The sequence below is a fragment of the Acinetobacter sp. 22301 genome, from assembly GCF_052045285.1.
Taxonomy (GTDB): domain Bacteria; phylum Pseudomonadota; class Gammaproteobacteria; order Pseudomonadales; family Moraxellaceae; genus Acinetobacter; species Acinetobacter pittii.
Genome location: NZ_JBQEOR010000001.1, coordinates 52,934 through 79,121 on the forward strand (window position 1 = coordinate 52,934; position 26,188 = coordinate 79,121).

The 26,188-nt window shown below is 38.9% G+C and carries 25 protein-coding genes; 8 read left to right on the plus strand and 17 right to left on the minus strand.

From position 1 onward, the window contains the following. Positions 1–10 precede the first annotated feature (10 nt). From ACTJJH_RS00260 to ACTJJH_RS00270, 3 genes are read left to right on the plus strand one after another with little or no spacing between them, the layout of a single operon-like run. Entirely contained in the window at positions 11–607 is a 597-nt protein-coding gene (locus ACTJJH_RS00260) for an alpha-E domain-containing protein (RefSeq protein ID WP_032035534.1), read from the plus strand. A 2-nt stretch (positions 608–609) separates the two neighbouring features. Next, positions 610–1,389, plus strand: coding sequence for a transglutaminase family protein (locus ACTJJH_RS00265; protein WP_017480828.1), 780 nt, complete (start codon positions 610–612; stop codon positions 1,387–1,389). 16 nt (positions 1,390–1,405) lie between these two features. Continuing rightward, entirely contained in the window at positions 1,406–2,140 is a 735-nt protein-coding gene (locus tag ACTJJH_RS00270) for a proteasome-type protease (RefSeq protein ID WP_002119721.1), read from the plus strand. A gap of 59 nt (positions 2,141–2,199) precedes the next feature. Here ACTJJH_RS00270 and alr read toward each other — a convergent pair whose 3' ends face one another. The 12 genes from alr to ppsA all read right to left on the minus strand — a co-directional run bounded on the left by alr (position 2,200) and on the right by ppsA (position 14,619). Beyond that, the gene (gene alr, locus ACTJJH_RS00275; protein WP_017480829.1) at positions 2,200–3,270 is read right to left on the minus strand and encodes an alanine racemase; all 1,071 of its coding nucleotides are present in this window, start codon (positions 3,268–3,270) and stop codon (positions 2,200–2,202) included. A 32-nt stretch (positions 3,271–3,302) separates the two neighbouring features. Continuing rightward, positions 3,303–4,748 (minus strand): replicative DNA helicase, encoded by a 1,446-nt coding sequence (dnaB, locus tag ACTJJH_RS00280; protein ID WP_002119718.1) that lies wholly within the window; start codon positions 4,746–4,748, stop codon positions 3,303–3,305. A 197-nt stretch (positions 4,749–4,945) separates the two neighbouring features. Then, on the minus strand, positions 4,946–5,392 hold the full coding sequence (rplI, locus tag ACTJJH_RS00285) for a 50S ribosomal protein L9 (RefSeq protein WP_000382591.1): 447 nt from the start codon (positions 5,390–5,392) through the stop codon (positions 4,946–4,948). An 8-nt stretch (positions 5,393–5,400) separates the two neighbouring features. Then, positions 5,401–5,628: a 30S ribosomal protein S18 gene (gene rpsR / locus ACTJJH_RS00290; protein ID WP_000090661.1), complete on the minus strand. Its 228-nt coding sequence runs from the start codon at positions 5,626–5,628 to the stop codon at positions 5,401–5,403. Positions 5,629–5,639: 11 nt separating this feature from the next. Then, positions 5,640–6,023 carry a 30S ribosomal protein S6 gene (rpsF, locus tag ACTJJH_RS00295; RefSeq protein ID WP_002119610.1) on the minus strand — a complete coding sequence of 128 codons (384 nt, stop codon included), beginning with the start codon at positions 6,021–6,023 and terminating at the stop codon, positions 5,640–5,642. 181 nt (positions 6,024–6,204) lie between these two features. Next, the gene (gene cyoE, locus ACTJJH_RS00300) at positions 6,205–7,083 is read right to left on the minus strand and encodes a heme o synthase (RefSeq protein ID WP_005073589.1); all 879 of its coding nucleotides are present in this window, start codon (positions 7,081–7,083) and stop codon (positions 6,205–6,207) included. A 10-nt stretch (positions 7,084–7,093) separates the two neighbouring features. Beyond that, entirely contained in the window at positions 7,094–7,423 is a 330-nt protein-coding gene (locus ACTJJH_RS00305) for a cytochrome o ubiquinol oxidase subunit IV (protein ID WP_000094534.1), read from the minus strand. Beyond that, the gene (gene cyoC / locus ACTJJH_RS00310; RefSeq protein WP_002119759.1) at positions 7,423–8,043 is read right to left on the minus strand and encodes a cytochrome o ubiquinol oxidase subunit III; all 621 of its coding nucleotides are present in this window, start codon (positions 8,041–8,043) and stop codon (positions 7,423–7,425) included. Before cyoC ends, ACTJJH_RS00305 begins: the two co-directional genes overlap by 1 nt. A gap of 4 nt (positions 8,044–8,047) precedes the next feature. Next, positions 8,048–10,039: a cytochrome o ubiquinol oxidase subunit I gene (gene cyoB, locus ACTJJH_RS00315; RefSeq protein ID WP_005068497.1), complete on the minus strand. Its 1,992-nt coding sequence runs from the start codon at positions 10,037–10,039 to the stop codon at positions 8,048–8,050. A gap of 3 nt (positions 10,040–10,042) precedes the next feature. Then, entirely contained in the window at positions 10,043–11,095 is a 1,053-nt protein-coding gene (gene cyoA / locus ACTJJH_RS00320) for a ubiquinol oxidase subunit II (RefSeq protein WP_002119579.1), read from the minus strand. A 316-nt stretch (positions 11,096–11,411) separates the two neighbouring features. After that, positions 11,412–12,167, minus strand: a complete 756-nt coding sequence (locus tag ACTJJH_RS00325) for an RDD family protein (RefSeq protein WP_002119677.1) — start codon at positions 12,165–12,167, stop codon at positions 11,412–11,414. A 64-nt stretch (positions 12,168–12,231) separates the two neighbouring features. Further along, positions 12,232–14,619 (minus strand): phosphoenolpyruvate synthase, encoded by a 2,388-nt coding sequence (ppsA, locus tag ACTJJH_RS00330; RefSeq protein ID WP_005803576.1) that lies wholly within the window; start codon positions 14,617–14,619, stop codon positions 12,232–12,234. A gap of 147 nt (positions 14,620–14,766) precedes the next feature. On the opposite strand from ppsA, the gene ppsR reads away from it, so the two are divergent. From ppsR to pgaD, 5 genes are all read left to right on the plus strand, one after another. Further along, on the plus strand, positions 14,767–15,603 hold the full coding sequence (gene ppsR / locus ACTJJH_RS00335) for a posphoenolpyruvate synthetase regulatory kinase/phosphorylase PpsR (protein WP_002119749.1): 837 nt from the start codon (positions 14,767–14,769) through the stop codon (positions 15,601–15,603). A gap of 388 nt (positions 15,604–15,991) precedes the next feature. Beyond that, positions 15,992–18,430 carry a poly-beta-1,6 N-acetyl-D-glucosamine export porin PgaA gene (gene pgaA, locus ACTJJH_RS00340; RefSeq protein WP_440600529.1) on the plus strand — a complete coding sequence of 813 codons (2,439 nt, stop codon included), beginning with the start codon at positions 15,992–15,994 and terminating at the stop codon, positions 18,428–18,430. Beyond that, a complete protein-coding gene (pgaB, locus tag ACTJJH_RS00345) occupies positions 18,430–20,256 on the plus strand; it encodes a poly-beta-1,6-N-acetyl-D-glucosamine N-deacetylase PgaB (RefSeq protein ID WP_440600530.1) in 1,827 nt (608 codons plus the stop codon). Before pgaA ends, pgaB begins: the two co-directional genes overlap by 1 nt. Continuing rightward, positions 20,256–21,503 (plus strand): poly-beta-1,6-N-acetyl-D-glucosamine synthase, encoded by a 1,248-nt coding sequence (gene pgaC, locus ACTJJH_RS00350; protein ID WP_032004705.1) that lies wholly within the window; start codon positions 20,256–20,258, stop codon positions 21,501–21,503. The genes pgaB and pgaC overlap by 1 nt, the downstream gene beginning before the upstream one ends. Further along, on the plus strand, positions 21,500–21,958 hold the full coding sequence (gene pgaD / locus ACTJJH_RS00355; RefSeq protein WP_063099166.1) for a poly-beta-1,6-N-acetyl-D-glucosamine biosynthesis protein PgaD: 459 nt from the start codon (positions 21,500–21,502) through the stop codon (positions 21,956–21,958). Before pgaC ends, pgaD begins: the two co-directional genes overlap by 4 nt. Before the next feature lie 39 nt (positions 21,959–21,997). Here pgaD and ACTJJH_RS00360 read toward each other — a convergent pair whose 3' ends face one another. The 5 genes from ACTJJH_RS00360 to ACTJJH_RS00380 all read right to left on the minus strand — a co-directional run bounded on the left by ACTJJH_RS00360 (position 21,998) and on the right by ACTJJH_RS00380 (position 26,104). Continuing rightward, the gene (locus tag ACTJJH_RS00360) at positions 21,998–22,561 is read right to left on the minus strand and encodes a hypothetical protein (protein ID WP_002119689.1); all 564 of its coding nucleotides are present in this window, start codon (positions 22,559–22,561) and stop codon (positions 21,998–22,000) included. Between the two features lie 148 nt (positions 22,562–22,709). Further along, complete coding sequence (locus ACTJJH_RS00365; protein ID WP_440600531.1) at positions 22,710–23,714, minus strand: LLM class flavin-dependent oxidoreductase; 1,005 nt, start codon at positions 23,712–23,714, stop codon at positions 22,710–22,712. A 133-nt stretch (positions 23,715–23,847) separates the two neighbouring features. Then, entirely contained in the window at positions 23,848–24,354 is a 507-nt protein-coding gene (locus ACTJJH_RS00370; protein ID WP_002119687.1) for a hypothetical protein, read from the minus strand. Between the two features lie 235 nt (positions 24,355–24,589). After that, on the minus strand, positions 24,590–25,009 hold the full coding sequence (locus ACTJJH_RS00375; protein WP_440600532.1) for a glycine zipper domain-containing protein: 420 nt from the start codon (positions 25,007–25,009) through the stop codon (positions 24,590–24,592). A gap of 192 nt (positions 25,010–25,201) precedes the next feature. Beyond that, positions 25,202–26,104: a LysR family transcriptional regulator gene (locus tag ACTJJH_RS00380; RefSeq protein ID WP_440600533.1), complete on the minus strand. Its 903-nt coding sequence runs from the start codon at positions 26,102–26,104 to the stop codon at positions 25,202–25,204. Positions 26,105–26,188: the final 84 nt, after the last annotated feature.

The following is a 26,188-nucleotide window of genomic DNA, read 5'->3' on the forward strand; positions in this document are numbered from 1 at the left end:
GAGGAACTTTATGGTTTTACTCAATTCGAGTGCGCATCAAATATATTGGTTGGGTCGATATTTGATGCGAGTTAAATTTGCAGCCTCTCATTTACCCTTTACAGAAGATGAGAAAGCAACAAGATTTGCAGCAGCATTTGGTTTGGTCATAGAAAATGCTGAATTACTAAATCACTATATGTTAGACAAGAAGCAAACATTTTCATTACTGAACCAGCTCATTATTGCTAAAGATAATATTCAGGAACTAAGAGGTATTTTGTCATCACATGCTTATGCAGAATTAAATAATGTGATTAATACGCTTCAAGCTCAACCTGATGCATTGAGTAAAGCAGTCGAACAATGCACACGAATACTAGAAGCGGAACATGAAGATGTTCGTTTATTTTTGCATTTAGGCCAAAAAATAGAGCAATTTGATATAGAACTGCGTTTTGGTGAAGATTTATCTGTTCTCATATCAGAGCTAGATACTATGGTGCAACAGCTCGCTAATTTGAATTGGGAAAATATAAATGAAAATTGGCAAGCACTAAAGCAGCAACTTACGTGGGACGCTTATTATACTTTTACACAGCAGTTGGAAAATATGTTTGAGGGCTGATTATGAAATTGATGGTTAATCATCAAACGCATTATAGCTATACTGAAACTGCTCGGAACAGCATTCAGTATATTAAAATGATGCCTCAAACATCGCCTCACCAACATGTTATGAATTGGGCAATTAGCGTGCCGGGTGATAAAACAATAAAGAGAGATATATTTAACAATGTATGGATGACGGCTAGTCAGCGTTATCCATATCAACATCTTACATTTATGGCCCAAGGAATTGTTGAGCTTCGAAATGTAGAACTAGGTTGTGTAGATCTCTCTACACCTACAAATTTGTTTTTGCAGATGACAGGTGCAACTCGATGTGATTCGGAAATGTTGGACTTTGCTAAAAATATTGTAGTGGTTAGGGATCGACAGCATATTGCGTTATTAAGCGAATATATCTTGCAAAAAATACTTTATCAGCCTGAAAGTACTTCGGTTCAGACAACTGCGATCGAAGCATTTCATGCTGGTCAAGGTGTATGCCAAGATCATGCTCACATTTTAATTGCGATGTGTCGTGCGCTACAATTACCTGCACGTTATGTCTCTGGTTATCTATTTGATCAAAACTATCCGCACCTTGCCAGTCACGCTTGGGCGGAGGTATTTTTAGAAAATCAGTGGTATTGTTTTGATGTAAGCAATCAGTTGTTTACACCCAAACATCATATCTACCTTGCAGTAGGACGTGACTATCTTGATGTGGCACCTATTCGTGGCATAAGAGAGCAAGGTGGAGTTGAGAATATGATGTCTGTGGTTCAAGTGTTGGCATGTTGAATGTAAAGAGAATGAAATGACCTATTGTTGTGCGTTAAGATTGGAACAAGGTTTAGTGTTTATTAGTGACACAAGAACCAATGCAGGAGTTGACCATATTTCTGTGTTCCGAAAACTGCATACTTTCGGCGTTACCGGAGAACGTTTTATTGCCTTGCAAACTGCAGGTAACTTAGCAACAACGCAAGCTGTTATAGGTCATTTACAAAATGCCCTGACTTTGCAGCAAGAGCCTAATTTATATAGTGTTAATACGATGTTTGAGGCGGCTGAACTAATTGGTAAAACCTTAAAAACTGTTTTAGAGGATATTAGTTCGGACACCCAAGAACAAATGAATTATGCCTGTAGTATTTTGGTGGGTGGGCAGATTAAGGGTGGTGACATGCAACTTTATAATGTTTATCCACAAGGCAATTTCATTTGCGCAACTACAGATACACCTTATTTCCAAATAGGTGAAAGTAAATATGGAAAGCCTATTCTGGATCGAGCTTTATATTATGCAATGCCACTAGACGACGCATTACGTTGTAGCCTGATTTCTTTTGATTCGACTTTGCGCTCAAATGTTTCGGTTGGCTTACCACTTGATGCATTGGTATACATTAAAGATAGCTTTGTTATCCCTATGGGAAAACGAATAACTGAAGATGATCCTTATTTCTCACAGATTAGTAAACAATGGTCAGATACTCTTCGTCGGGGATTACAGGAAATGCCAAAGCCTACAGATGATTACTGGCGATAAATTTTGAATGTTTACATAAAAAAATCCAAGCATGCTTGGATTTTTTTATATTTTATTATTTAAGTGCTTTTACGAGTGGGGCGATTGCTTAATCGACAGAGTAACTCATATCCTATCGTTCCGTTTGCATCCGCAACATCATCAACTAGGCGATGCGGACCCCAGAGTTCAACTGGAGTGCCTAATTTTACTTGCTTGCCTGTCACGTCAATTGCAATCATATCCATGCTCACGCGCCCTACAACCGCACAGAGTTGTTTATCGATAGCGACATAGTTTTGTTTAATATAAGCTCGTGGATAACCATCACCGTAACCTATAGAAACAATTGCAATATCCATTGCTTGCGTGGCGCAGAAAGTTGATCCATAACCGACATGTTCATTAGTTTGAATATGATTGAGTGCAATCACTTCTGCTGAAAAAGTCATCACTGGTTTTAAGTCAAGATCATGGACTGTTTTATCTGCAAAAGGCGAGGCGCCGTAAAGCATGATACCCGGACGAACATAATCAAAATGTAACTCTGGCCATTTATAAATAGCAGCAGAGTTACAGCAAGAAGCTAACACTGGATCACAAGCTTGTTTAACCTGTAGAAATTGTTGTTTTTGTTGCTCGTTAAGTGGATGGTCTACATCTGCATTTGCGAAATGCATCGCAAGTACACAAGTAAATCCTTCAGATTTTAAAGTCTTAATAACTTCAATAATTTCTGGATTTTTAAAACCTAACCGGTTCATCCCACTATTAAGTTTCACCCAGACTTTTAAGCCTTGGCTGATGTATGCTTGTTTGTGTTTAATCAACCATTCAAATTGTTGTGGATGGTGAATGACACATTCAAATTTTTGTTTAATCGCAATTGGCATTTCATCTTCAGAAAATACCCCTTCAATTAAAGTAACAGGTTGTTGAAATCCGAGTTCACGGATTTCCAGACCTTCTTGTAGGCAGGCGACACCAAAGGCATCTGATGCATTTAAGGCTGCTAAACAGTCTTTGATTCCATGTCCATAAGCATTGGCTTTTACCATACTTACAATTTTTGAATTTGTTGCAAGTTGTTTGACACGGTTTAAGTTATATTGAATTGCATTGCGGTCAATATAAACTGTTGCTTGGCGCACCCTCATTTACTCCTTTGGGCTAGAGATAGAGCTTATTCTTCATCATCATATTGGCTGTAATACTCAGGAGAGAGATTACTAAATCGAGTATATTGACCTTCAAAAGCAAGACGAACTGAACCAATTGGACCGTTACGCTGCTTACCAATAATAATTTCTGCAGTGCCGGCTTCTTTTGATTCTTTGTTATAAACCTCATCACGGTAAATAAACATAATTAAGTCGGCATCCTGCTCGATCGCACCGGATTCACGTAAGTCGGACATTACAGGACGTTTATTTGGACGGTTTTCCAGACTTCGGTTAAGCTGGGAAAGTGCAATAACAGGACATTGCATTTCTTTCGCTAACGCTTTTAAGCTACGTGAAATTTCCGAGATCTCGCCTACACGGTTATCACCCATGCCTGGGACTTTCATGAGCTGCAAGTAATCGACCATGATACAACCGATTTTACCATCATGCATTTTGGCAACACGACGAGCACGGGCACGGAGTTCAGTTGGAGGTAGGGCAGATGAGTCATCAATATACAGATGCATTTGCTGAAGCTGCAAAATTGTACCAGTCACTTTGGTCCATTCATCTGCATCGAGGTTACCAGAGCGTAAATGTCCTTGATGGACTTTACCCATTGCGGAAATAAGACGCATCGCAATCGAGTCTGCTGGCATCTCCATTGAAAAGACCAGAGCAGGTAACTTGTTATATTGCAAAACACTCTCAACCAGATTCATGGCAAAAGTAGTTTTACCCATCGATGGACGTGCAGCAACAATAATTAAGTCACCAGGTTGCATACCAGATGTTTTATTATCAAGTTCTAAGAAGCCAGTCGTTAAACCTGTAATATTGCCATCTAATTTTGAAAGCTCATCAAGCTTACTAATTACGTCTGCGGTAACAGAACTAATAGATTTTGGACCAGCATCTTTTTTATTGTTATTGTGCTGTTCTGCTAATGAGAAAATACTTGTTTCAGCTAAGTCTAAAATTTCACTAACACCGCGGCCTTTCGTGTCATAAGCATTTTGTAAAATTTCAGTACTAACTTTAATCATGCTACGAAGCGTAGAAAATTCTTTAATTTTAGTAGCATAAGTTTCTAAGTTATAGAAACTTGAAGGTGAGTCAGCCATGAGCTGCATTAAATATTCTTCGCCACCGATAGCATCAAGTAAATTTTGTTTTAAGAGCCAGTCACTTACTAAGACAGCATCATAGGGTGAGTTTTCTTGTGCTAATTTCTCGATTGCACGAAAAATATATTTATGGCGAGTCGCGTAAAAATCATTTTCTTTGAGTACATCGTTAACTTGTTCGAAAGATTCGGCAACTGTCATCAGGGCAGCTAGAACAGCCTGTTCAATAGCTAAATTGTGTGGGGGAGTGCGAAACTCTTTAAGTTGGCCTGATTCACTCGTTTTATTTTCTGTTGGAGATGAAAGCGCTAAAGAAGTGGCATTCGCCTGAGACATAATTAGACCTGATGATAAAGAAAGGTGTACACAAAGAGGCTATAAAGCCGAGAACTATCTTAAAACAAAATTAAATAAACTACCTAATTAAAAAACCAATTAAACTGAAGAACTGATCAGGAATTAATATATCTTATTTTAAAATTTGAAACATAAAAAAAGAGCATGCAAAAGCATGCTCTTTTTTTGATGAGAAATTACTCAGATACGATAGTAACGAGAACTTCTGCAACAACATCATGGTGCAATTGGATTGCGATGTTGAATTCACCAGTGTGACGAAGCGCGCCATTTGGTAAACGAACTTCTGCACGGTCAACTGTAAGACCAGCATTCGTTAATGCGTCAGCGATGTCACGAGTACCGATAGAACCGAAGAGTTTACCTTCGTCACCAGCTTTAGCAGTGATAACGATGTTAACTTCATTCAATTGTTCAGCACGTGCTTGAGCAGCAGCTAAAACTTCAGCTTCTTGCTTCTCAAGTTCAGCACGACGAGCTTCAAAAGCAGCAGTGTTAGCTTCAGTAGCTGCAACTGCTTTACCTTGAGGGATAAGGAAGTTACGGCCGTAACCAGCTTTAACTGATACTTTATCGCCTAATTTACCAAGGTTCTTAATGCGTTGTAATAAGATAACGTCCACAGATCACCTCACTTATGGTTGTCAGTGTACGGAATCAAAGACAAATAGCGAGCTTGTTTGATAGCAAGTGCTAATTGACGTTGATAACGAGCTTTAGTACCAGTGATACGGCTAGGAACAATCTTGCCGTTTTCAGTGATGTACTGTTTTAAAGTGTCGATATCTTTGTAGTCGATGTACGCAACATTCTCAGCTGTAAAGCGGCAGAACTTGCGACGACGGTAAAAACGTGCCATTGATGTTCTCCTTATTCAGCTTCTTGAGCAACTTGCTGTGCTTCTTCGCGTTGAGCTTTACGCGCACGCTTTTCTTCAGCACTCTTAGCAAGCAATGACTCTTCAGTGATTGCGTGTTCACGACGGATGATAAGGTTACGAATGATCGCGTCGTTATAACGGAATAATTCTTCTAACTCATCAAGCGTAGTTTGACCACATTCAACATTCATAAGAATGTAGTGCGCTTTGTGAATTTTGTTAATTGGGTAAGCCAATTGACGACGGCCCCAATCTTCTAAACGGTGAATTTGACCTTCAGCTTCTTTGATCTGAGAGATATAGCGTTCAACCATACCTACAACTTGATCGCTTTGGTCTGGGTGTACCAAAAGTACGATTTCGTAATGACGCATTGTCAGCTCCTTACGGTTTAAACAGCCCCTAATAAAAAAATTAGAAGCAAGGAGTCATAACTTAATAAGTTATGTCGCAAAAATTGCGAAGGCTGAATTATAGGTAAAAGTTCGACTAAAAACAAATCTTTTGATCAGAAAAGTAAAACTTCTTTACTATAAAGAGGAAATCCTCTCTTGTTTAAAAGAGAGGAAGATTTGGAGCAGGGGATTGATAGGTAAAGCTAAAGCTCAAACTTAACAGGGTAATTAATATGACCGAGTAAAGGAAAAAACGTTTAGCCCACAATTGATCATTTACGGCTTTAAATCCAATAACTGATAAATATAACCAATATGCAGTCAAAGCATTAAAGGTAATTAAAAAGAATACATTGGTATAGCCAAAACAATATAACCCATTTAAAACAGCTGCAAATAATAGGATATAGATTACACATTCAATTTTCGTACGATAAATAGAACGTGCTACAGGCAAAATTGGAATTCCCGCATTTTTGTAATCATCAAAACGATAAATTGCAATTGCCCAAGAGTGAGGCATTTGCCATAAAGCGTATGCTAAAAACAAAAGCAAGGCTGCCACATCAAATTGATGAGTTACTGCTGTATAACCAATAACAGGAGGGCTCGCTCCGGAGATACTACCAATGACGGTTTGATGGATTGAAGTACGTTTGGTCCACAAGCTATAAAAACCGACATAGACAATAAAACCAATCATTGCAAACAAAAATGCATAACCATTTACACCGAACCACAAAATGCTAAAACCAATTACTCCAAGCACTAATGCATATATCAGCGCAACAGTAGGAGAGATTGTTTTTTTAACAAGTGCACGGTTTTGAGTGCGCTGCATCTTTGTATCAATATCTTGATCTATAACATTATTAACTACACAACCAGAAGCCACAACTAAAGTTGTTCCAAGTAGGGTGAGAAGTAATAATAAGATGTCTATAGAGCCTTGGGCGGCTAAGAAAAAGCCGCCCAAGGTGGTAATGAAATTACCGAAGAGAATTCCTGGTTTAGTCAGGAATAGATATTTTCTCAACATGACAATCAGTTTAGATCATCATATTGTAGTGAAGGTAATTCATAATCCACACAGAACCGATTAAAAGTACGGCGATACATAGGATTGTGTAGATGAATGCAATCATATTCCAACGTTGTTCAGATGATGTATTCATGTGTAGGAAGTACACAAGTTGTACAAGAACCTGAGCAACCGCAGTGATTGCAATCACTGTAACTAAAAGACCACGACTGAAACCACCCGCCATCACCATCCCGAAAGGGATGATGGTGAGGATAACAGAAAGGATAAATCCAACAGTGTATTGCTTAAAGTTACCGTGTGACGCACCAGCAGCATTATGCTCATGACTACTCATTAGAGAACTCCCAGTAAGTAAACGACGCTGAATACACAGATCCAAACGATGTCAAGGAAGTGCCAGAACAAGCTTAAGCAAGCAAGACGACGTGTATTCGGTAAAGTCAAACCTTTAGTTTTAATTTGATACATTAATACAAGCATCCACACTAAACCAGAAGTTACGTGGATACCGTGTGTACCAACCAAAGTAAAGAACGATGATAAGAATGCACTGTGAGTTGGACCGTGGCCTTCATGTACAAGGTGATGGAATTCATAGACTTCCATTCCAATGAACGATGCACCAAAAAGGAATGTAATAAATAACCAAGTGATAACTTGATTTACATTCTTTTTATAAGATGCAAGTACAGCAAAACCAAAGGTTACCGATGAAATCAATAAGGCAAATGTTTCAGTTAACACGAAGCCTAATGAGTCATGGAATAGGTCATATGCGCTTGGAGTGCCTGCTGGAACATGACTGCTTAATACAGCGAACGCAATGAAGAGTGATCCGAAAAGAATCAAGTCACTCATCAAGTATGTCCAGAAACCAAAAACCGTTAAGTCGGTATCATCATGTTCATGATGACCGTCATGGCCGTGGTTGTCGTGATGAAGTACTTCAGCCATTTCCTTAGTCCTTCTTCAAGTGTTTTTCAAGTAAAGCATAGCGTTCGTTTTCAATACGCTCAACTTCAGCAGCAGGAACGTAGTAGTCAACATTCTTAGTGAATGAGCTTACGATCAAGCTAACAACAGCTGCAACGAATGAAACAACAACGAGCCACCAAATATGCCAGATGAGTGCAAAGCCAAGAAGAGTAATGAACATTGCAATGACAAAACCAGCAGCACGATCAGTCGGCATGTGGATGTCTTCATATTTAGTGTTACGTGCGTATGCTACACCATTTTCTTTGTCAGTCCAGAAACGGTCGATACCGCTTGCATCTGGTTCATGCGCAAAGTTATAGAACGGAGCAGGGGAAGAGGTCGCCCATTCAAGCGTACGAGCATCCCATGGATCGCCAGTAAGGTCCATGTTGTCTTTACGTTGTAAGAAACCAACGATGATTTGCATTAAGAAACATGCAATACCAATCGCAACAAGAACAGCACCAAATAATGCAATCGCAAGGTACGGATCCCATTCAGGGTTGTCATATGTATTCAAACGACGAGTCATACCCATGAAACCAAGGATATAAAGTGGCATGAATGCAAAATAGAAACCGAAGAACCAGAACCAGAACGCAGCTTTACCCCATGCTTCGTTGAGCTTCCAACCAAACATTTTTGGCCAGTAGTAAATGATGCCGGCAAACATACCAAACACCACACCACCAATAATTACGTTATGGAAGTGAGCGATCAAGAATAATGAGTTGTGTACCAAGAAGTCCGCAGGTGGAACAGCCATAAGTACACCAGTTAAACCACCGATACCGAATGTTACAAGGAAGCCAAGCGTCCATAACATTGGAGTAGTAAAGGTGATGCGACCTTTATACATAGTGAATAACCAAGAGAAGATTTTCACACCAGTAGGAATCGCAATAACCATGGTCATGATACCGAAGAACGCGTTAACGTTCGCACCAGCACCCATGGTGAAGAAGTGGTGAAGCCATACAACGAACGCAAGAACAGTAATCGCGATAGTTGCATACACCATAGACTTGTAACCGAACAACGCTTTACGAGAGAAGGTTGCAACGATTTCTGAGTATAGACCAAATGCTGGTAATACCAAGATATATACTTCAGGGTGACCCCATGTCCAGATCAAGTTCACATAAAGCATTGGGCTACCGCCAAGCTCATTTGTGAAGAAATGGAAGCCGAAGTAACGGTCAAGAGTAAGCATTGCAAGAGTACCTGTTAATACAGGGAATGATGCAATGATTAATACAGCCGTACAAAGTGAAGTCCATGTGAAAATAGGCATGTCCATTAATTTCATGCCAGGCGCACGCATTTTGATGATGGTAACGAAGAAGTTAACACCAGATAAAAGCGTACCTAGACCAGAAACCTGAAGTGCCCAGATATAGTAATCGACACCTACACCAGGAGAATATTGAATGCCAGATAGAGGAGGGTAAGCCATCCAACCAGTCGCAGCAAATTCACCTAATACAAGTGAAAGCATCATTAAACCAGCAGCACCAGCGAATAACCAGAAGCTTAAAGAGTTCAATAATGGGAAAGCAACGTCGCGAGCACCAATCTGTAAAGGTACAGAGATGTTCATCATACCTACAACGAGACCCATTGCTACGAAGAAGATCATGATTACACCGTGTGCGGTGAAGATCTGGTCATAGTGGTCAGGATGTAGATAACCTTCGCCGCCGCCTTTAGCGAGGAAAAGTTGTAAACGCATCATGATCGCATCGGCGAAACCACGCAGAAGCATGACAACAGATACGATGATATACATGATACCAATCTTTTTATGGTCTACCGTAATAAACCACTCATTCCACAAATATCCCCATTTTTTGAAATAGGTGATACCGCCAAGCACTGCAATTGCACCAATTGCCATAAGGACCATGGTGACAAGTACGATTGGCTCTGTCGGGATAGAGTCCCAACCCAGTTTACCAAAAATCATATCCATGTCTTATTCCCCTTGAGCAGCGTGTTCAGCTGCAGCATGAGTGTCAGCTGTTGCGTGTTCAGCAGAGTGGTCAACACCATGATAGTTACTCATATAGTGGTTGATAATTGTTTCAAACAATTTAGGCTCAACAGTAGAGTAATAAGTCACAGGGTGTGGCTTAGTCGGGAACGGTTTCATAGCTTCAGCTTCAGCAACTGCTTTTTCATCACCAGCAGCTTTAGCACGATTTACTAAATGCTCGATCTGATGCTTAGAACGGTTACCATCACGTAAGGTTGCCAATTCAGCTTGGTCAAGCGTAGTTTTTTGAACTGCTTCTGGGTTAATGGTTGAACCATTACCTGCTTTAACCGCTGCTACCCATTCGTTGAATTGTTGCTCTGTAACACTATGCGCCTTGAAACGCATTTGAGAGAAACCGTAACCTGAGTAGTTAGAAGAGAAACCACGATATACACCAGTTTCATTTGCTAACAAATGAAGGTGAGTTTGCATACCTGCCATTGCATAAATCTGGCCGCCTAACTGTGGAATGAAGAATGAGTTCATTGTAAAGTTAGAAGTGATTTTAAAGCTTAACGGAGTTTTTTCAGGGAAACGTACTTCGTTAACTGTTGCAATGTTTTGTTCAGGATAAATAAAGATCCACTTAAACTGTTCAGCAATAACTTGAATAGTTAAAGGTGCTTTATCTGATTCTAAAGGACGGTATGGGTCATACTTGTGGGAACCCCACCAAGTTAACCAAGCTAAAATACCAATAATAATGACAGGGATACCCCATACTACAACTTCAATTGCAGTTGAGTGTGCCCATGTAGGTTTATAGTCTGCATCTTTATTTGACGCGCGATATTTCCAACCAAACCATAATGCCATGATGATTGAAGGAATCACCACAAGTAACATTAAATAGATCGCAGTCATCATAAGGTCACTTTGACCTTGACCAACTGGACCTTTAGAGTTTAGAAGTACCATATCACCACCACACCCAGTCAAAAGTGCGGCAAGCGTTGATAAAGACAATACAGCTAAAATCGTTTGTCTCATTTTACAACCTCGGTGAAGAGTCCCATTCCCTAATTAAATATGGGATAGCGATTAAAGTGTCGCATGATTGAGAACGCTAATCCTTAAATTTAGACTTCTCAATTATATGACACCGCTACGTTGTAGGGCATTATGCCTCATATCGACAAACTAAGCTATACATAAAGTAGGCTGAAATAATTGTTTTAAAACCCGATTTTTTTTGTAGGGTATCTAATTTCAATAGAGCTTTTATTTAAATATCAACTCACTATAGAAAAAAGGAGGCAGGGTGCCTCCTCTTTTTTTAGACATTAAATGAATGAGTCATTTACTATCATTTGATCACTTTTGTTCTTGCAATTTTGTCATGTAAAGCTTGTCGCTTTTGTCCTAATGCAAAAGCATAGTCAATAATTGTACTGATCGGCATAAACAGTAAGTTTAATATGATAAAAACAATACTTCTTAATAAGAAGATGCGAGTTAAATTAACCTTGCTATTGTCCTCAGCATCTACAATTTTAATTCCAACGATTTTCTTACCTATACTCTGACCAAACTTTGTTAAAAGAACGGCTTGAATTGCAAGCATAATAACGACGTAAAGAAGCATTGAATGCCAAGCTTCTATTGGAATTAAAGTAAAAAGTTGCTGTTGCAATTCTGCAGCTTTAGTCGATGCGACTTCGGCAGATTGCATCTGTTTTTGTAACTCGAATAATTGCTTATATTGAGCTTCATTAAAGAAAAAGGAAGGAATCGCAGCGATTGGTAACCAAAGCAATAAATCAATAATTTTTGCTAAAGCCCGAGCTGGAATAGACGCAAGTTCATGAACTTTAGGTTCTACACGAATTTGACGAATAGTTTCATTAGTTGATGTATTCGTATTTATTGTAGGTACAGAATAACCGATAGGTTGATATACAAGTTTACCTTGGGTTAATTCTCCTAAAGCTTTCCATTCTGTCATGCCTTCATGCCAAGCTAAATCAGTTAACAAAATTTGTTGGCTAGCCAACATTTGATTTACTTGTTCTAAAGTATAAGGCCCAGCTTGTTGATTATTACGTGCCAAGTAAATTTGCATAAATAAAAATTCTCTATTCTAAAGATGAAAAAAGACCCACGGATGGGCCTTTTTTTATAACATATTAGATTTGCTTGATTTTTTCTTCAGCAAGGAAGAACCATGTATCTAAAACTGAGTCTGGGTTAAGAGAGACAGATTCAATACCTTGTTCCATTAACCATTTTGCAAGATCTGGATGGTCTGAAGGACCTTGACCACAGATACCTACATATTTACCTGCTTTACGGCAGGCATGGATTGCCATTGAAAGAAGTGCTTTAACAGCTGCATCACGTTCATCAAATAAGTGTGAAACAATACCTGAGTCACGGTCAAGACCTAACGTTAACTGAGTTAAGTCATTAGAACCAATAGAGAAACCATCGAAGTGTTCTAAGAATTGTTCAGCTAACAGGGCGTTAGTTGGTAATTCACACATCATGATTACTTTTAAGCCGTTCTCGCCACGTTTCAAGCCATTTTGTGCAAGTAATTCAATAACGCGTTTCGCTTCAGATACGGTACGTACAAAAGGAATCATGATTTGAATATTGGTGAGACCCATTTCATCACGAACTTTCTTAAGTGCGCGGCATTCTAGTTCGAAACAATCACGGAAGTTATCAGATACATAACGGCTTGCACCACGGAAACCGAGCATTGGGTTTTCTTCTTCAGGCTCGTATAACTTACCACCAATTAAGTTTGCGTATTCGTTTGACTTGAAGTCAGACATACGAACGATCACTGGCTTGTCTCCAAATGCAGCAGCAAGAGTCGCAATACCTTCAACCAATTTTTCAACATAGAAATCTACAGGTGAAGCATAACCCGCTGTACGAGTTAAAACCGCAGCACGAGTTTCACGAGGTAGGCTGTCAATGTTAAGTAGGGCTTTAGGATGCACACCGATCATACGGTTAATGATGAACTCAAGACGAGCAAGGCCAATACCTTCGTTTGGAATTTGAGCAAAGTCAAATGCACGGTCAGGGTTACCTACGTTCATCATAATTTTGAACGAAAGCTTAGGCATAGATTCGATTGAGTTACGTTGAACTTCAAAATCTAAAGCACCTTCGTAAATGAAACCTGTATCACCTTCAGCACAAGAAACAGTTACTTCTTGGCCGTCAGTTAATACTTCTGTTGCGTTACCACAACCTACAATCGCTGGTACACCAAGTTCACGTGCAATAATTGCTGCGTGACATGTACGACCACCACGGTTAGTGATAATTGCAGCAGCACGTTTCATTACCGGTTCCCAGTCAGGATCGGTCATATCTGATACAAGAACATCGCCTTCTTGAACTTTGTCCATTTCTTTAATTGAATTAACAATACGGACTTTACCAGAACCAATACGTTGACCAATTGAACGACCTTCACAAAGAACAGTACCTCTTTGTTTGAGAAGGTAGCGTTCCATAGTGCCTACATTTTGGCGGCTTTTTACAGTTTCAGGGCGAGCTTGAACAATATAAATTTGACCGTCATCACCGTCTTTTGCCCATTCGATGTCCATTGGCGCACCGTAATGCTGCTCAATGATAAGCGCTTGTTTAGCTAACTCTTGTAACTCATGGTCATTTAAAGCGAATTGTTGACGGTCTTGTTTTTCAACATCAACAACAACAACAGATTTACCCGCAGAACCTTCTTCACCATAAATCATTTTTTGGTGTTTAGAGCCAAGGTTGCGACGTAAAACAGAATGTCTTCCTGCATTTAATAATGGTTTAGATAAGTAAAACTCATCTGGGTTAACGGCACCTTGTACAACCATTTCACCTAAACCGTAAGATGCAGTAATAAATACAACATCACGGAAACCAGATTCTGTATCAAGTGTAAACATTACACCCGCAGCGCCAGTTTCAGAACGAACCATACGCTGAACACCCGCTGAAAGTGCAACGATGTCATGATCAAAACCTTGATGCACACGGTAAGAAATTGCACGGTCATTATATAAAGAAGCAAACACTTCTTTAATCGCAATAAGTACGTTATCAATACCGCGAATATTCAAGAAAGTTTCTTGTTGACCCGCGAATGAAGCATCTGGTAAATCTTCAGCAGTTGCAGATGAACGAACGGCAACCGCGATATCAGGGTTGCCGTTAGAAAGTGCTGTAAAAGCGGCGCGAATTTCTTGTTCTAAGGTTGCAGTGAGTGGAGTCTCTACAATCCATTGACGAATTTTAGCGCCTGTTTCTGCAAGAGCATTTACGTCATCGACGTTGAGTTGAGCAAGTTCTGCTTGAATTCGAGCGTTAAGACCACTTTGGTCTAAGAACTCACGATAGGCAGCAGCAGTAGTTGCAAAGCCACCAGGTACCGATACACCAGCATTTGATAAATGGCTGATCATTTCACCCAAAGATGAGTTTTTCCCACCTACGAGTTCGACATCGTGTTTCCCTAATTTTTCTAGACCGATTACGCGCGCTTCCAAAGTTTTCACTCCACTTTTGCAGTATTAATGTCTATCTTGGCATGAAATTATAAAAATAAAGTGCTTAGTTGAGAATTATACTAAGCGACAGTCATGTAAGATCAGTTTACTATAAAGATTATATAGCACTAAGACAAATGTTTAAGGAGAATTTTAATGTCAGAAAGTAAACAATTTAAGCGGAGTGTTTTTTTTATTTCTGATGGAACTGCAATTACTGCCGAGACTCTTGGACATTCGTTATTAGCGCAATTTCCCAATGTAGATTTTGATATTCACATCATGCCGTATATTACAACTGAAGAGGCGGCAATGGATGTGGTGGTTGAGATTAATCGATGCCAAACCAAAGACGGTTGCCTACCTTTAGTATTTGATACTTTAGTCGATCCGCATGTGCGAGAGATTATTAATACGGCTAAAGCGGTTAATCTGGATGTGTTTGAAGGTTTAATTAGTAAACTTGAACAAGAGCTTGGAACACCACCAACAACATTGGTCGGGCAGACTCATGCGGTAACCGATTCTGAATATTATAAAGCCCGTATCGATGCTGTTCATTTTGCGCTTGATAATGATGATGGGGCACGTACTCGTCATTACGATAAAGCGGATTTAATCTTAATTGGAGTTTCCCGTTCGGGTAAAACACCGACTTCTATTTACTTATCTCTTCAATTCGGTATTCGTGTTGCAAACTATCCGTTAACTGAAGAAGATTTAGATGACAACCGGTTACCAGCAGTATTAAGAGCTCATCGTAGCAAGTTATTTGGTTTGATGATTGATGCTGAGCGTTTGGTCGCAATTCGTAGTGAACGTAAAGCGAATAGCCGTTATGCAAGTTTTAGCCAATGCCAAATGGAGCTAAGAGCAATTGAAGGGATTTATATTTCAGAAGGCATTAAATATTTAAACGTGACCGAAATGTCGATTGAAGAGATTTCAACTCGTATTTTACAAATGACGGGATTAAAACGTCGTATTGGTTAATTTAATCAATTGTTTATTTTAACCATTCAATTTTTGTATATTAATTTATAGATAAGTTGAATGGTTTTTTTAATATATATCACAGAGAAAAATTAAAGTTTTATATATAAAACTTAATATTATTAAATAGTTCTTATTGGTTATAAGCCCGTAGTTATTTTGAAACTCGTTTGTAAATTTAAATAACACTATTGAAAAGAAGTGTATGTTTTTTATTACGCATAAAACTGGTAATTCTTTATTTTTTATAAATATTTTAGAAAAGCATTCATGAAAAATCCACAATTTATAAAATGTTAAATAGATCACACTTTTCTTGTGTTATGTGATTGGTTTTTGATTTTAATTATAATTTCCCACCTCGATATGGGACTATCCGATTATCAAAATGCTAAAAAAATGTATTTTTTCATTGGTATATATCTTGCCTCTTAATTTATATGCTGCTCAAGTAGATGAATTGCGAGAGCAAGCTATTCACACTTACAAAACTGGGCAAACTCAACAAGCAATATTGCAACTAGATCAATTGCTAAATAAATACCCGCATGACCAAAAATTACTAGCTGATTATTTAGTTGTCATGTCAAGTGAAAAAAGAGATTTATTAACCTTTTCTCAGCATTTAGCAAATGTTAATTATGTGAATTTTCCAGAATATGGGCAGCTACCATTAATACGTAATTTTCGTGATTTTAAACACTTTAAAAATGCAATTGAGTGGTCGAATAAATTTAATATTCAAAAGACATCTGATGGGCAGATTTTATTAGCGGTTCTATATGCTGAGGCTAAAGACCCTGTAAATGCTAAGGTGCATTTATCAGGTATTAAGAGTAAAAATCTTACAGCTGATCAATTTGTTCAAATTGCTTATGCATATCGACTTATTAATTCACCTGTAGATGCTTTATCTGCAATCGAGCAAGCTTATCAACAACAACCAAAATCTTTTGCGGTTTTGCAAGAATATAGTTATGACTTGGCGGCTGTAGGCGCTTATAAAAAAGCTCAGCAGTTGCTGCTTGCCAGCGATAAAAATGCACAAACAGAATCGTTACAACACTGGTTAAAAGTCAGCGAGTTTTCTCAACGTGTAAATAACGCAATTACTCGCTATAAATATTTGAATCGGGAAGGCATGTCGGACAGTGAAGGCTTTGCCGAGCTTGATGCTGTGTTGAAACAAGGTGAGCAAATACAGCCTTTGATTCAACCGTCAGACCCTAATTATTTAAGATTTCATTATGACTATTTATATGCGTTGGACTTTCGTGGGCGTAGCCGTACGGTATTAGATGAATTTACTAAATTAAATGTACCGTTAGAAAAGCTACCGGCTTATGTTCGTCATGCGATCGCTGATAGTTATTTAGCTGAAAGACAACCTAAGCAGGCTGAACTCGCGTTTAAAACCTTACTTACCGAAAAAAACTACTCAGATATGACGGTATATACGGGGCTTTATTATTCTTATATTGAACAAGAAAAATATAAACAAGCTGAACAACTTTTGAATGATGTTGATAGGTTGATCCCTACATATAAATATAGTCAAGCCAAGGGAGTAGATAAATCAAGCCATCCTGATCGTGATGATTATATTGCTTTACAAGGCATGCATTTAGCTTATGCAAATCATTTGGATCAATCAGAAAAACACTTCCAGAAACAAGTAGATCTTGCACCTGCCAATGAAGGTTTAATTAACAACCTTGCTCGTGTTGAGCGCTGGAGAGATAAACCGTTACAAGCAAAGCAAACAATTGCTCGTTTAAATGGTTTAACACCCGTTGCTAAAGATACGCGTATTAATCAAATGCAAAATGCTCAGGCTTTAGGAGATATTCCTGAATGGCGCAAAAGTACAGAAAGTCTTTTGCAATATTATCCTGAAGATAGCGGTGTAGTTAAAAGTCGAAAAGAGTTGGATGATCGTGATAGAGCAACCATCTCGCACTCAACGACTTGGGGCCAAAGTAAAGCAGAAAATAGCGATTCTGTGAGTGGGCAAAATGGCTTAAAAGATCGGGAAATGGAAACTCGTGTTAATAGCCCTTGGATTAAAGATAATTATCGTCTATTTGCTTGGCATCAAGATCGTTACGGTGAATACCGTTTTGGTGATGTGCATGACCAACGTTATGGGGTTGGTGCTGAGTGGCAAGCAAACCGTAAGGCACTGTCGGCAATCTTGTCGCAAAGTACAGATGGTGGTCAAGCAGGTGTTCGTCTTGATTGGTCGCAATGGTTAAATGACCACTGGCAATATCAATTGCAATATGACAGTCAGGCTAATATTCCATTACAAGCAATTGATGCTGGTGAGGATGGACAGGCTTACCGTGCTGCTTTGACATGGCAAAAAGATGAGTCACGCCAAATTGGGGCGAGTTATGGCTTAACCGATATAAGTGACGGTAATAAACAACAGGAATTTTCTACTTTTTGGCGTGAGCGATTATTTGATGCGCCTCACCATATTACTTACGGAACCGTTCGTGGATTTTATGGCAGCAATAGCCAAGATCAGACTGCTTACTTTAGCCCAAGCAATCATTACAGTGCCGAGTTGAATTTAAGCCATGACTGGGTCACTTGGCGAGAGTACGAACGCTCATTTAAACAACATTTTGAAGCTGGAGTAGGGCTATATAAACAAGCAGATTACTCAGCTCGACCAACATACTCTTTGCAATATCAACATCAATGGCAGCTCTCACGGACTTGGCAACTTAATTATGGAATTGGTTGGCAATACCATCCATATGATGGTCATGATGAACAACATACCTACGGTATTTTCGGATTTGAAGGGCGTTTTTAATGAATAACATGATGTCAAAAATGTTGAGCTGTGTGTTTGCCTCAACATTATTACCCGTACAATTTTCTCATGCCCGCATTGAAACTGAACTACCAAAAAATCATACGGTTTCGTTAACTTTTCATGATGTACGAGATGATGTGCTCAAGGAAGGTGACCGCGATGTTTATGCGATTCAGACCAATAATCTGGCACAGTTTCTCGATTGGCTTAGCCAGTCGGACTGGAAACCGATTCGTTTAAAAGAGATTGAAGAGGCGCGGAAGCAAGGTAAAGAATTACCTCATAACTCTATTCTACTGACCTTTGATGATGGTGCTTTAAGTAGTTATAGCCGAGTATTTCCTTTGCTGAAGCAATATAAAATTCCAGCAGTTTTTGCGCTTCCAACAAGTTGGTTAAATGGTAATACAAAAGCGGGTTATGAAGCCTATGGCCAAGGTAACTTGGTGAACTGGGCTCAAGTTCGTGAAATGCAAGCATCTGGGTTAGCCGAGTTTGCAAGCCATAGTGATGATTTACATCATGGTGTATTAGCCAATCCTCAAGGCAATGAGCAACCTGCTGCGACTTCTTATTCTTATTTAAAATCGCAATCACGTTATGAAACCGATGCGGAATATCAACAACGTATTTTGCAGGATTTAAAAAAATCTTATGCAGTTTTGAAAAAAGAAGTAGGGGTTAATCCTAAAGCAATTATTTGGCCTTATGGCGCCGTGAATGAGCAGTTAGAGAAGCTGGCACAACAGGCTGGTTTTCAGTTCTCATTCAGTTTAGGACGTGATGGTATGAATCGCGTGAGTGACTCAACTTTTAAGCGTAGCTTAGTCATTGATAACCCTACAGCCGAACAACTGACAGAAGGCATGTTAAATATTCTGAATTTCGAAGAGTCAGATTTATTTAAGCAAACGCGTCATTTTGTGAGCATGAATTTAAAGCAGTTAGCAGCGCAACAAAACTCTCAGACTGATGAAAAATTAGGGCAGTTGCTATCAAAGCTGTATAGCTTGAAAAACAACGCTTTAATCTTAAAGCCTTTGGAAGACACAGATGGAGATGGGCAATATGATGTTGCCTATTTCCCTACAAATAAAATGTCTGTTCAACAAGATATTTTAAATCGTAGTTTATGGCAGGCTCAAACTCGTGCAGGCCAATCTGTAATATTAGAATTGCCTGCTTATCCGCAAAAAGATAAACCATTTTTAGCTGTAGATTTGGCTAAAGATATTGCACGTTTTAACAGTAATTTAAGTGGTATTCAGCTTAATGCAGGATCATCTTTAAATTGCGCAATGCAAAAAACAACCGTGCAAGAAAGCAGTTGCATTGAACAATCAAAACAGCTTGAACAACTGAGTCAATTGACTAAAAAAGCAGTCAAGCCTTATTTAAATATGAGTAATCAGGCGCAGTTTAGTTTATTGCTTACACCAGATTTAGATCATATTGAAAATCTACCTGAGCTTATCAAAACGCTTTTAATGCAACATGACTTAGTCAATTTGAAGTTTGATGTGATTGGTAAGAAAAAACAATTTAATCAGTTGTTAACGCTCTTAAATACACTTGATCAAAATGATAAGCAAAGAATAATGCTGACTTTAGTATTACCAGAAAATTCGCAAAAAAATGCTTGGGAAGAGGTTCAGCAAGGACTCTTTTCTATTCAGCGAGTAGGAATCCAGAAATTCGGTATTGATGGCTATGACTTTGAAAAATCAAAAGATGTTCATCAGTACTTATATAATCCGCTTAGTCTGAATGCTAGCCCTGTGATGTATCAGCCTTTTGCTGGATTGGTAGAGGGGAAAAAGTAATGAGGGTATTACTCGATATTCTGTTTGCTTTTGCCTTTTTATATCCCTTACTGATGGCTTGGACATGGATGGTAGGGGGACTTTGGTTTTTCTTTAAAAGAGAATACCGCGAACAAGCGCTTCCTGAACCTACAGGTGAAGGATGCAGTATCATCATTCCGTGTTTTAACGAAGAAGCGCAAGTACGCCAAACAATTCGTTATGCGCTACAAACCAAATATCCTAATTTTGAAGTCATTGCTGTTAATGACGGAAGTAGTGATAGGACCGCCGAAATTCTAGATGAATTGTCAGCGCAAGATTCACGACTTCGGGTTGTACACTTAGCAGAAAATCAGGGTAAGGCTGTAGCTTTAAGATCGGGAGTACTGGTTAGTAAATACGAATATCTTGTTTGTATCGATGGAGATGCGTTGTTGCATCCGCATGCGGTACTTTGGTTAATGCAACCATTTATTAACTTCCCGCGAATTGGTGCTGTAACTGGTAATCCACGAATTTTAAACCGATCTAGTATTTTAGGAAAATTACAAGTTGGTGAGTTTTCTTCGATTATTGGTTTGATTAAACGTGCACAACGTACATATGGTCGTATTTTTACCGTATCTGGTGTGATTGCAGCATTTCGTAAAACTGCACTCGTTCGAGTCGGGTTTTGGTCAGACGATAAAATTACCGAAGATATTGATATTTCATGGAAGTTACAGCTAGACCATTGGGATATTCAGTATATTCCACAAGCGCTTTGTTATATCTATATGCCTGAGACATTTAAAGGTCTATGGAAACAGCGTCTTCGCTGGGCGCAAGGTGGGGTAGAGGTTCTTATAGAATATATTCCACAAATGTTCAAACTGCGTGTTCGAAGAATGTGGCCGGTCATGATTGAGGCGCTAGTCAGTATTATCTGGTCTTATGTGATGATCATGATCTTCACGCTATTTTTTGTTGGATTATTTGTTGAACTGCCTCAGCAATGGCAGATCAAAACGCTTATGCCACAGTGGTACGGTGTAATATTAGGCGGAACATGTTTGATCCAGTTCTTAGTGAGTTTGTGGATTGATCATCGTTATGACCGAGGGCGTTTTTTTAGAAATTACTTTTGGGTGATTTGGTACCCGTTATTTTTCTGGCTACTGACTTTGTTTACAAGTGTTGTCGCGGTACCAAAAACTTTATTTAACACAAAAAAACGTGCCCGTTGGGTAAGTCCAGATCGAGGCTTCCGTGGAGATAACCCATGAAACTTGAGGGAAATAAGGATATAGAGACTTTAGATATCCCTGAATATATTGATCAGCCAGAATATGTCAAAAATAAAACAGCAAACTATACATTACAAACCATTGGCTGGATTTGTTTAATGTGGTTGCTTTTCCCGTTGGTTTCACTATTTTTATGGGTTTTTGAAGGTCACTTAATTTATGATTACGTCTGGGTAGACCACTTATCAGAAGTTAAGACCTTATTACATTTAGCATTAATGATCGGAATTAGCGCGCTTATTTTAATTTTATGGGCAAGTTATAACTGGATTAGGTTTAGTGGTGAGGACCGACGTGCTAAGGCACCTAATAGTTCTGTAGAATTATTAGCGGCCCAATTTTCAGTTACTTCCGACATGCTAAATGATTTGCAAGAAAAACAGCGCATCATTTTGCATTACGATGATCATGGTAATTTGCAAAAATATGAGTAAATAAAAAAGCATGGCCTAAAACCATGCTTTTTTTTACTTTTATGGCATTGCTCTGATAATAATATCAACGGGTTGTTCTATACCATCCATGCTGTGAATAGATCTATTGGTAATTTTAACAATTGGCCATGTTTGCAATTTACAGTTGGGTTTTTGAAGTGCTGCATAATAACTGTCGGATTTAAAAAATACTTTTTTTGTGGTTGCAGTATTGGGAGTCAAAAGACGCTTAAGCCACGGTTCATTTACTTGAGTTTCTAGAAAACGTAATGCCAGAATGCTTTTAACACGATTGTTAAATAACCTGCGGTTTTTGATAATAAGTGGGTGGGTAATTAACTTATGCGTACCCATCTGACTATGGGGCAAAATAAAATGAGGAGTGATTTGGAAGACAGTCACAAATTTTGCTTGCTGACAGATTTTTTCAAGATGAGTCACGCTATCTTGATTTGTACCAATAATCGCGACAGATGAATGTGAAAAGTCAAACTCTTTAATTGATGTTGATGAAATCACTTGGCCAGTAAAATCTTCGAAATCTTGAGAGATATTCTGAAAAATCACTGATTTTGAAGTGTTATTTTTAATATTAATACTCATTTTCCAAAAGTCCTTTTGGTTTTTTAAATCATGATGTTTTTATCGTTTTAATATAAATAACCAAGCAGGAAGTTGGGGTAAAGTCTTTTCAGATAGATGGTCATCCCATACTCGAAATTAATTCAAGTATGGGAATGCGAAGCGGAGTTTAATGTTCTGATTTTACATTCATGAGTTGTGTAAAGCTTTCTAAACGTTTAGCTGTATCGTATACATCACATGTAAAAATAAATTCATCAACATCGTATGTAGCTAACAGCTTTTGTAAGCCAGAGCGAACAGTATCTACAGAACCAATTTGCGCCATTGCATAAAAGTTTTCGACAGAAAGTTGTTCTGCTGTATTCCATAATCCCTGCATTGATTCAACTGGTGGTTTCAGCTTCAAGCTTTCACCACGGATTAAACCTAATACGCGTTGGTAAGCACTAGTTGCTAAAAATTGTGCTTCTTCATCTGTATCTGCAACAACAACAGGCACACCCATTGAAACATACGGCTTATCTAGGTACTCAGAAGGTTCAAAGTTCTCCCGATAAAGTTGAATCGCTTGACCTAACATACGTGGTGCAAAATGTGATGCAAATGAGTAAGGAAGTCCAAGTTTTGCCGCGAGTTGTGCACTAAATAGGCTAGATCCAAGTAACCAAACAGGAACATGGGTGCTTTGCCCTGGTGTTGCAATAATTTTTTGTCCTGCTTGAGGTACATCGAAATATCTTAAGATTTCGACAACATCTCGAGGAAACTGATCTTCTGTTTCTTGATGGCCACGACGTAAAGCTCGCATGGTGAGTTGGTCTGTACCGGGAGCACGGCCTAAACCAAGTTCAATACGATTTGGATATAAAGTAGCAAGCGTCCCGAACTGTTCTGCGACAACTAAAGGGGCATGGTTAGGAAGCATAATTCCCCCTGAACCTAAGCGAATATGCTGTGTATGTGCTGCAATAAAACCGAGTAAGACAGCGGTAGCTGAACTTGCGATTCCATCCATGTTGTGATGTTCAGCAAGCCAGAAACGTTCATAACCTAGTTTTTCTGCATGTTGTGCCAATTCTAATGCGTGACGTAATGAGAATTCGATGGTTTTATCATTACGAATAGGAGCAAGTTCCAAAATGGAGAACTTGGTATCTTGAAGTGATCGCATGCGATATTCTCGAATAAGGATATATCGAAATAATACGATATATGGGGTGTGATGTATATCGTTTTTTTTCGATATTAATTTTTAGCTATAAATAAAAAAGCACCCGAAGGTGCTCTTTTGATTCATCTGTGAATTAGCGGTTTTTATACCAACCACGGTGTAAGCCATTGTCATGGCGACGGCTACCACCTTTATAATAACGACGGTCACCATCGTAATATCTGCGGTCATCACGATCGTAACGATCACGGTCATAACGGTCATCGTAATTACGATCTTCAGCAACTTTACGACCTAATGCAGAACCACCAGCTGCACCTACTGCTGCACCGATGTATCCACCGTTGGTGCCGCCCATATTTTTGCCGACTGTATAACCAGCACCACCACCTAAAGCACCACCAATTGCAGCTTCTGTACGATTACGACGATCACTTGCTGCTGCTGCACCACCAGCACCACCTAAAGCAGCACCGATTGTTGCACCTGAGGTACCACCAATACTTTTACCAATTGCAGTACCCACTACACTACCTAAAGCAGAGGTTGCAGCAACACGTGTACCATTGTCAGCATGTGCAACTGTTACCATAGAAGATGTTGCAATTAATGCACTAGCCAACCAAATATTCATTTTCATCGTAGAACTCCATGTCCTTTTTACTGGAAGGACAGTTATCTTTATCTTGGGGTAAATGTAATAAAAAATTTCGTGATAATTATGGAGAACCCCAAGGGTGATACAAGTGTTTTGTGTCTGTTTGTAGTGTTTGTATTAATTTGTGGATAAATCATTAGCATACGAAATATGAGTGTATAACTTCATCACAATAAAAAAGCACCCGAAGGTGCTTAAAATTGCTTCATCAGCTTAATTAGTAATGACGACGGTGTTTTTTCTTCCAGTGCTTAGAAGATCTGTCTGCATCACGGTCTTTAGAGATTTTATTACCCAAAGCAGAACCACCCGCAGCACCTAAAGCAGCGCCTACATAACCACCATTTGTACCGCCCATGCTTTTACCAACCGTATAACCAGCACCACCACCTAAAGCACCGCCAATCGCAGATTCAGTACGGTTACGACGATCGCTTGCAACAGCTGCACCACCAGCACCACCTAAAGCAGCACCAATTGTTGCGCCAGATGTACCGCCCATGCTTTTACCAATTGCAGTACCTGCTACGCTACCTAAAGCAGAAGCGGCTGCTACATGTGTTGTATTGTCAGCATGTGCCACAGTAACCATTGAAGTTGCTAGAACAGCGCTACATAACCAAGCATTTAATTTCATTTTTGACTCCGTGTCCCTAGTTGCAGGACCCTATATCTTTTGTTACGGCAAATGTAACAAAACACTTCTCCCCAAATATGGAGAACCATCTTTTGATTATTGCAGTTTAGTGTCTGGTTTGTATGTTTTCTATTAAAATAGAATATTTAATATTCATATAGATAAATTAAGCTTTATTTAGTTTTAACGGGGTTACTCATGATCAGAACATAGAAAATTTATTAAAGCTCTTGTCGCAGACGACATATGTTTATGTTGTGCGTACAGTAAAGAAAAGGGCCGTGTGTGACCTGCATAACCCTCAAGTAGGGGCTGCAATTTTCCTTGCCGGATCTTTTCATTAACAATAAAGCTATAACTCTGACATATTCCTAATCCACTTCCAGCAAGAGAAACTACTCCCAAAATATCTTCTTTTACTAAAATCCGATTTGATGGTATCCATTGAATTTCATTATCACCATTTTTAAAAAACCATGGAGTGACTTTACCTGTGCTCGGTAATTCAAAGGCAATACATTGGTGATGGTTTAAGTCTTCCAAGGTTTGAGGAACACCCATACGTTTTAAATATTCGGGTGAAGCAACAAGTTGAAGAGGGGCAAGCTCCAAAGGTCTGGCAATGAGAGTGCTACTAGGAAGCTGACCTTGACGAATAGCTAAATCAAATCCTTCCGCAATTAAATCGACGTTTCGATTAGAAATACTGACTTCTATTTGAATATCTGGATATTGCAAAAGAAATTTTTGTAGTAATTCTGGAAGGCGATAGTGTCCATAGGTGGTGGGTACGCTTAATTTAATTTTGCCGGAAATTTGCAGTTGCTTACCTTGAATAGCACGCTCTGCATGGTCAATTAACTGAAATGCATGTTGCATCTTTTCATAATAAAGTTGACCAGCTTCCGTCAGGCTCAAATGACGAGTTGTTCTTCTAAAAAACTGAATGCCAAGTTTTTTCTCTAGCCGCGTAATTGTTCTACTAATGACTGAAGGAGTTGTTGCTAAATAAATTGCAGCTGCACTAATAGAAAGCTTCTCAGCCACAATTAAAAACACTTCAATATCGGCAAGATGGTCAAATTGACGTGACATTTAGTCCTCAAACACAAAAAAGATTTGTAAAGATGGTTGTTTATCTACCTGATTGGCAAAAATAGAATATATCCATCCAAAATA

What these genes read in the sequence shown, in the direction of transcription:
- ACTJJH_RS00260 (WP_032035534.1), top strand. Translation starts at nt 11, where the DNA reads ATGGTTTTACTCAATTCGAGTGCGCATCAAATATATTGGTTGGGTCGA.
- ACTJJH_RS00265 (WP_017480828.1), top strand. Translation starts at nt 610, where the DNA reads ATGAAATTGATGGTTAATCATCAAACGCATTATAGCTATACTGAAACT.
- ACTJJH_RS00270 (WP_002119721.1), top strand. Translation starts at nt 1,406, where the DNA reads ATGACCTATTGTTGTGCGTTAAGATTGGAACAAGGTTTAGTGTTTATT.
- dnaB (WP_002119718.1), bottom strand. Translation starts at nt 4,748, where the DNA reads ATGTCTCAGGCGAATGCCACTTCTTTAGCGCTTTCATCTCCAACAGAA.
- rpsR (WP_000090661.1), bottom strand. Translation starts at nt 5,628, where the DNA reads ATGGCACGTTTTTACCGTCGTCGCAAGTTCTGCCGCTTTACAGCTGAG.
- rpsF (WP_002119610.1), bottom strand. Translation starts at nt 6,023, where the DNA reads ATGCGTCATTACGAAATCGTACTTTTGGTACACCCAGACCAAAGCGAT.
- cyoE (WP_005073589.1), bottom strand. Translation starts at nt 7,083, where the DNA reads ATGTTGAGAAAATATCTATTCCTGACTAAACCAGGAATTCTCTTCGGT.
- ACTJJH_RS00305 (WP_000094534.1), bottom strand. Translation starts at nt 7,423, where the DNA reads ATGAGTAGTCATGAGCATAATGCTGCTGGTGCGTCACACGGTAACTTT.
- cyoC (WP_002119759.1), bottom strand. Translation starts at nt 8,043, where the DNA reads ATGGCTGAAGTACTTCATCACGACAACCACGGCCATGACGGTCATCAT.
- cyoB (WP_005068497.1), bottom strand. Translation starts at nt 10,039, where the DNA reads ATGGATATGATTTTTGGTAAACTGGGTTGGGACTCTATCCCGACAGAG.
- cyoA (WP_002119579.1), bottom strand. Translation starts at nt 11,095, where the DNA reads ATGAGACAAACGATTTTAGCTGTATTGTCTTTATCAACGCTTGCCGCA.
- ACTJJH_RS00325 (WP_002119677.1), bottom strand. Translation starts at nt 12,167, where the DNA reads ATGCAAATTTACTTGGCACGTAATAATCAACAAGCTGGGCCTTATACT.
- ppsR (WP_002119749.1), top strand. Translation starts at nt 14,767, where the DNA reads ATGTCAGAAAGTAAACAATTTAAGCGGAGTGTTTTTTTTATTTCTGAT.
- pgaA (WP_440600529.1), top strand. Translation starts at nt 15,992, where the DNA reads ATGCTAAAAAAATGTATTTTTTCATTGGTATATATCTTGCCTCTTAAT.
- pgaB (WP_440600530.1), top strand. Translation starts at nt 18,430, where the DNA reads ATGAATAACATGATGTCAAAAATGTTGAGCTGTGTGTTTGCCTCAACA.
- pgaC (WP_032004705.1), top strand. Translation starts at nt 20,256, where the DNA reads ATGAGGGTATTACTCGATATTCTGTTTGCTTTTGCCTTTTTATATCCC.
- pgaD (WP_063099166.1), top strand. Translation starts at nt 21,500, where the DNA reads ATGAAACTTGAGGGAAATAAGGATATAGAGACTTTAGATATCCCTGAA.
- ACTJJH_RS00360 (WP_002119689.1), bottom strand. Translation starts at nt 22,561, where the DNA reads ATGAGTATTAATATTAAAAATAACACTTCAAAATCAGTGATTTTTCAG.
- ACTJJH_RS00365 (WP_440600531.1), bottom strand. Translation starts at nt 23,714, where the DNA reads ATGCGATCACTTCAAGATACCAAGTTCTCCATTTTGGAACTTGCTCCT.
- ACTJJH_RS00370 (WP_002119687.1), bottom strand. Translation starts at nt 24,354, where the DNA reads ATGAAAATGAATATTTGGTTGGCTAGTGCATTAATTGCAACATCTTCT.
- ACTJJH_RS00375 (WP_440600532.1), bottom strand. Translation starts at nt 25,009, where the DNA reads ATGAAATTAAATGCTTGGTTATGTAGCGCTGTTCTAGCAACTTCAATG.
- ACTJJH_RS00380 (WP_440600533.1), bottom strand. Translation starts at nt 26,104, where the DNA reads ATGTCACGTCAATTTGACCATCTTGCCGATATTGAAGTGTTTTTAATT.